Origin of the sequence: Pseudomonas sp. W2Aug9 (genome assembly GCF_023127755.1) — a bacterium.
Classification (GTDB): Bacteria; Pseudomonadota; Gammaproteobacteria; order Pseudomonadales; family Pseudomonadaceae; genus Aquipseudomonas; species Aquipseudomonas synxantha_A.
This window is the reverse complement of record NZ_SPKL01000021.1, coordinates 1-5,525: the sequence shown is the minus strand read 5'-3', so window position 1 is coordinate 5,525 and position 5,525 is coordinate 1. Positions and strand designations below refer to the sequence as shown.

The following is a 5,525-nucleotide window of genomic DNA, read 5'->3' as shown; positions in this document are numbered from 1 at the left end:
GCGCGAGCAGGTCAGCGTCGGTGAAACCGTGGTGGTGGCTCAGGAGGGCCCGACCGGCAAGCAGCTGGTGGCCTATGTAGTACCGGCAGATGCCAGCCTGGCAGACCCCGCCGAGTTCCGCGATGCCCTGCGGCGAGCCTTGAAAGCCGACCTGCCGGACTACATGGTGCCCAGCCACTTCGTATTCCTGGCGCAAATGCCGCTGACCCCCAACGGCAAGCTCGACCGCAAGGGGTTGCCATTGCCGGATGCGAGCCAGATGCAGCAACAGTACGTGGCCCCGCAAACCGAGCTTGAACAACAGATCGCTGCGATCTGGGCCGACATCCTGCACCTGCCGCAAGTGGGCCTGAACGACAACTTCTTTGAAGTCGGCGGCCATTCCTTGCTGGCGATCCAGATCACCTCCCGGGTGCAAGCCGAATTGGGCCTTGACGTGCCGCTGATGGAACTGTTCCAGACCGATTCGCTGCGTGCCTACGTGCAGGCGGCAGCCACTTTCCGCGCCGGCAGCGTGGAAGATTTTGATGACCTGCGTGACTTTTTGAGCGAACTAGAGGCGATTTGAACCATGCTTTCCAACCCTAATATCGACTTGGTGTCGCGCTTTCTTCGCTTGCCTCTGGAGCAGCGCCAGCAGTTTTACCAGCGCCTGCAAAGCCGGGGCATGAGTTTCGCTCAACTGCCGATTGCCTCGATCCGCGAGGACGGCCAACATCTGCCGCTGTCCTACGCTCAAGAGCGCCAGTGGTTTCTTTGGCAACTGGATCCGGACAGCACCGCCTATCACATCCCCGGCGCCCTGCGTCTGCACGGGCACTTGGACCTGGCGGCATTGCAGCGCAGTTTCGACAGCCTGCTGGCCCGGCATGAGAGCTTGCGCACACAACTGGTCGAGGACGGCGAACGCCTCTGGCAAGCGGTGATGCCCCAGGCGCGGGTGCAGATCCACCAGGCGCGTATCGACGAGGCACAGTTGATGGCGCGGGTGGAAGCCGAAGTCGCACGGCCGTTCGATTTGCACCAGGCGCCGTTGTTGCGCGTGACGCTGCTGCAACTGGCCGAAGATGAACATGTGCTGGTGATGGTGCAGCACCACATCGTCTCCGATGGTTGGTCGATGCAAGTGATGGTCGAAGAGCTGGTGCAGTTCTACGCCGCTCACAGTCAGGGCCATGATTTGCAACTGCCTGAGCTGCCGATCCAGTACGCCGACTACGCCCTGTGGCAACGAGGCTGGATGGAGGCCGGAGAGCAGGCGCGCCAGTTGGCCTATTGGCAGGCCCTGCTGGGCGGCGAGCAGCCGGTGCTTGAGCTGCCGTTGGACCGCTCGCGTCCGGCGCAGCAAAGCCATCGCGGTGCAAGCGTGCAGGTGCATCTGCCACCGGCTCTGGTGGCCGGTCTCAAGCGCCTGGCGCAGCAGGAGGGTGTGACGGCGTTCATGCTGTTGCTGGCGTCGTTCCAAGCCCTGTTGTATCGCTACAGCGGGCAGTCGGACATTCGTATTGGCGTGCCGAATGCCAACCGAAACCGTGTCGAAACCGAGCGGTTGATCGGCTTCTTCGTCAATACACAGGTGCTCAAGGCTGACCTCGACGGGCAGATGAGCTTTGCCGAACTGCTGCAACAAACCAAGCGTCGCGCCCTGGAGGCCCAGGCCCATCAGGATCTGCCGTTCGAACAACTGGTGGTGGCGTTGCAGCCCGAACGCAGCTTGAGCCACAACCCATTGTTCCAGGTGATGTTCAACCACCAGACCGATGCCCAGGGCGGCCGCGAAGGCCAGCAGTTACCGGGCCTGCGTGTGGTGGAACTGGAGTGGGACAGCCCGACCACCCATTTCGATCTGAGCCTGGATACCCATGAATCCGCCGAGGGCCTCTGGGCTGCGCTGACCTATGCCACTGACTTGTTCGACGCCGCTACCGTCGAGCGCTTGGCGCAGCACTGGCAGCACGTGTTGCAGGCGGTGGTGAACGCACCGCGCAGCCGTCTCTGCGAGCTGCCGATGCTGAGTGCCGTGGAGCAACAGGTGATGCTCCAGGATTGGAATGCTCCGGCGTGTGCCACCACCCTGCACGCGCTGCACCGGCTGTTTGAAGCCCAGGCCGACCGGCAGCCGGGCCGCCAGGCCCTGGCCCTGGATGACCAGGCCCTCAGCTATGGCGAACTGAACCGTCAGGCCAACCGCCTGGCGCATTACCTGCTGGCCCAGGGCATCGGCCCTCATGGGCCGGTGGGGATCTGCATCGAGCGCTCCTTTGCCATGGTGGTCAGCTTGCTGGCGGTGCTCAAGACGGGCGCAGCCTATGTGCCGTTGGACCCTGAGTACCCGCGCGAACGCCTGGTGCATATGCTTGAGGACAGCGGCGTCGGCCTGGTGTTGACTCAATCCCACCTGCGCGGGCGCCTGCCGTTGCCGGCTCATGTGTCGTCCGTGGATATTGATCTGGCCCCATTGGCGCAGTGCTCCGAGGACAATCTACCGACTGATGTCGAGCCCCAGAGCCTGGCGTACGTGATCTACACCTCCGGCTCCACCGGCAAGCCCAAGGGGGTTGCCATCAGCCATGCTGCCCTGAGTGAGTTCGTTGGCATCGCGGCGGATTACTCGCAACTGGTTGCCCAAGACCGGGTGTTGCAGTTTGCCACCCTGAACTTCGACGGTTTTGTCGAGCAGTTGTACCCGGCCCTGACCCTCGGTGCCACCGTAGTACTGCGCGGCCCGCAACTGTGGGACGGTGCCGAGCTGTATCGGCAGATCATCGCCCAGGGCATCACCTTGGCCGACTTGCCTACGGCCTACTGGAAGCTGTTCCTGCAAGACTGCCTGGCAGCGGGCCCGAGGTCTTATGGTGCCTTGCGCCAGATCCATATCGGCGGCGAAGCCATGCCGTTGGATGGCCCACTCCTGTGGCAGCGCGCAGGGCTTAGCCATGTGCGCTTGCTCAACACCTACGGGCCTACCGAGGCCACTGTGGTCTCCAGTGTGCTGGACTGCACCGACGCGAGCGCCGTCAGCGCCGCCGGTGCCAGCCCGATTGGCCGGGCGCTGCCAGGGCGTGGCCTGTATGTGCTGGACCGCGACCTGAACTTGCTGGCGCTGGGCGCAGTCGGTGAACTCTATATCGCCAGCGCCAGTGGCTTGGCCCGCGCTTATTTACAACGGCCGGGCCTGACTGCCGAACGTTTCGTCGCGGACCCGTTCGGCGCGGCAGGCGAGCGCCTGTACCGCACGGGCGACCTGGCGCGTTATCGCGCCGACGGCGTGGTGGAGTATGTCGGGCGGGTCGACCACCAGGTCAAGATCCGTGGTTTCCGCATTGAACTGGGTGAGATTGAAAGCGTACTGCTGGCTCAGGACAGTGTGCGTGAAGCCTTGTTGCTGGCGGCTGACAACCAACTGGTGGCCTACCTGGTGCCGGCGCAGACGCTGTCTGAAACCGAGCGCGCGGAGGCTGGCGAACAACTGATGCTGACCTTGCGTGAACACCTGCCGGACTACATGGTGCCAGCGCACCTGATCTTCCTCGACCACATGCCTTTGAACCCCAACGGCAAGCTGGACCGCCAGGCGCTGCCCAAACCCGAAGCCGCCGCCTTGCAACAGGACTGGCTGGCGCCGGTCACGCCGTTGCAGCAACAGGTGGCAGCGATCTGGGCGGATATCCTCGGCGCCGAGCACGTGGGCCTGAACCAGCACTTTTTCGAACTGGGCGGGCATTCGCTGTTGGCGATGCAGGTGGTATCACGGATTCGCCAGACCCTGAGCCTGGAAGTGCCGCTCAAGGCCGTGTTCGAACACCCACGCCTGGAGGCATTTGTCACCGCCTTGCAGGCCCAGGACAGCCCGATGCCGACGGCGCCACCTCTGCTGCCGGCGGGCCGCGAGCAGCCGTTGCCGTTGTCTTATGCCCAGGAGCGTCAATGGTTTCTGTGGCAACTGGAGCCCCAGAGTGCGGCGTATCACATCCCCAGTGCATTACGCTTGAAAGGGCAGTTGGATCTAGGCGCGCTTCAGCACAGTTTCGATAGCTTGCTGGCGCGCCATGAAAGCTTGCGCACCCATATTCGCCAGGATCACGACGGCGCGGTGCAAGTGATTGAACCGCAGGTGGCCTTGCCGATCACCCAGGCTGATGTCGATGAGGCCCAGCTTCAGGTCCGGGTAGAAGCGTTGATTGCCCAGCCGTTCGACCTGCAGCAGGGCCCGTTGCTACGCGTGACGTTGCTGCGCCTGGCCGCCGACGAGCATGTGTTGGTGCTGGTGCAGCATCATATCGTCTCCGATGGTTGGTCAATGCAGTTGGTGGTCGAGGAGTTGGTGCAGTTGTATGCCGGTTACAGCCAAGGCCAGGATGTGCCGCTACCGGTGTTGCCGATCCAGTACGCCGATTATGCCGTATGGCAGCGTAACTGGATGGACGCCGGCGAGAAGCAACGTCAACTGGCCTACTGGCGTGAGCTGTTGGGCGGTGAGCAGAGCGTGCTGGAGTTGCCGTTCGACCACCAGCGCCCGGCGGTGCAGAGCCACCGTGGCGCGCGCCTGGCCTTCGAGCTGGCGCCCGAACTCACTCAGGGCCTCAAGGTGTTGGCGCAAGAGCAGGGCGTGACCCTGTTCATGTTGCTGCTGGCATCGTTCCAGACTTTGTTGCACCGCTACAGCGGCCAGGAAGAAATACGCGTCGGTGTGCCGATTGCCAACCGCAATCGCAGCGAGACCGAGCGGCTGATCGGCTTTTTCGTCAACACTCAGGTGCTCAAGGCGGATGTGCATGGGCAGATGAGCGTCGAGCAGTTGTTGCAGCACGTTCGACAACGCGCGGTCGAGGCCCAGGCCCACCAGGACTTGCCGTTCGAACAACTGGTGGAAGCTCTGCAACCTGAGCGTAGTCTGAGTCATAACCCGTTGTTTCAGGTCATGTTCAACCACCAGACCGATGTCGGCCAGGTCCAGGTTCAGCGCCAATTGCCAGCGTTGCAGGTGCAAGGGCTGGAGTGGGAAAGCAAGACCGCTCATTTCGACCTGGACCTGGATATCCAGGAGTCTACCGAAGGCATATGGGCCACCCTGGGTTATGCCCAGGACCTGTTCGAAGCTGGCACTGTGCAACGCATGGCGCGCCACTGGCAGAACCTGCTGCAGGGGATGGTTGCCAACCCGCGGCAGCAGCTCAGTCAGTTGAGCTTGCTGGACGCGGCCGAACAACAACAGATCCTGCAACTCTGGAACCGCACGGATTCTGGCTTCTCGGCCGAGCGCTGGGTGCACGAATTGTTTGCCGATCGCGCCCGGGAAAACCCGACGGCGGTGGCGGTGAAGTTCGACGCACAAACCCTGAGCTACGGCGAACTGGATCGCCAGGCCAACCGTCTGGCTCATGCCCTGATTGCCCGTGGCGTCGGCCCGGAAGTGCGCGTGGCCATTGCCATGCCGCGCAGTGCCGAAATCATGGTGGCATTCCTGGCGGTGATGAAAGCCGGTGGCGTGTATGTGCCGCTGGATATCGAGTACCCGCGTGATC

The 5,525-nt window shown here is 63.0% G+C and carries 2 protein-coding genes; both read left to right on the top strand.

What is annotated here, in order from left to right; all coding sequences use genetic code 11:
• Positions 1-568: phosphopantetheine-binding protein (locus E3O56_RS16080; protein WP_248128547.1), on the top strand; the 568-nt coding region annotated here is incomplete at its 5' end.
• A 3-nt stretch (positions 569-571) separates the two neighbouring features.
• A partial coding sequence (locus E3O56_RS16075; protein ID WP_248128546.1) for a non-ribosomal peptide synthetase occupies positions 572-5,525 on the top strand: 4,954 nt, incomplete at its 3' end.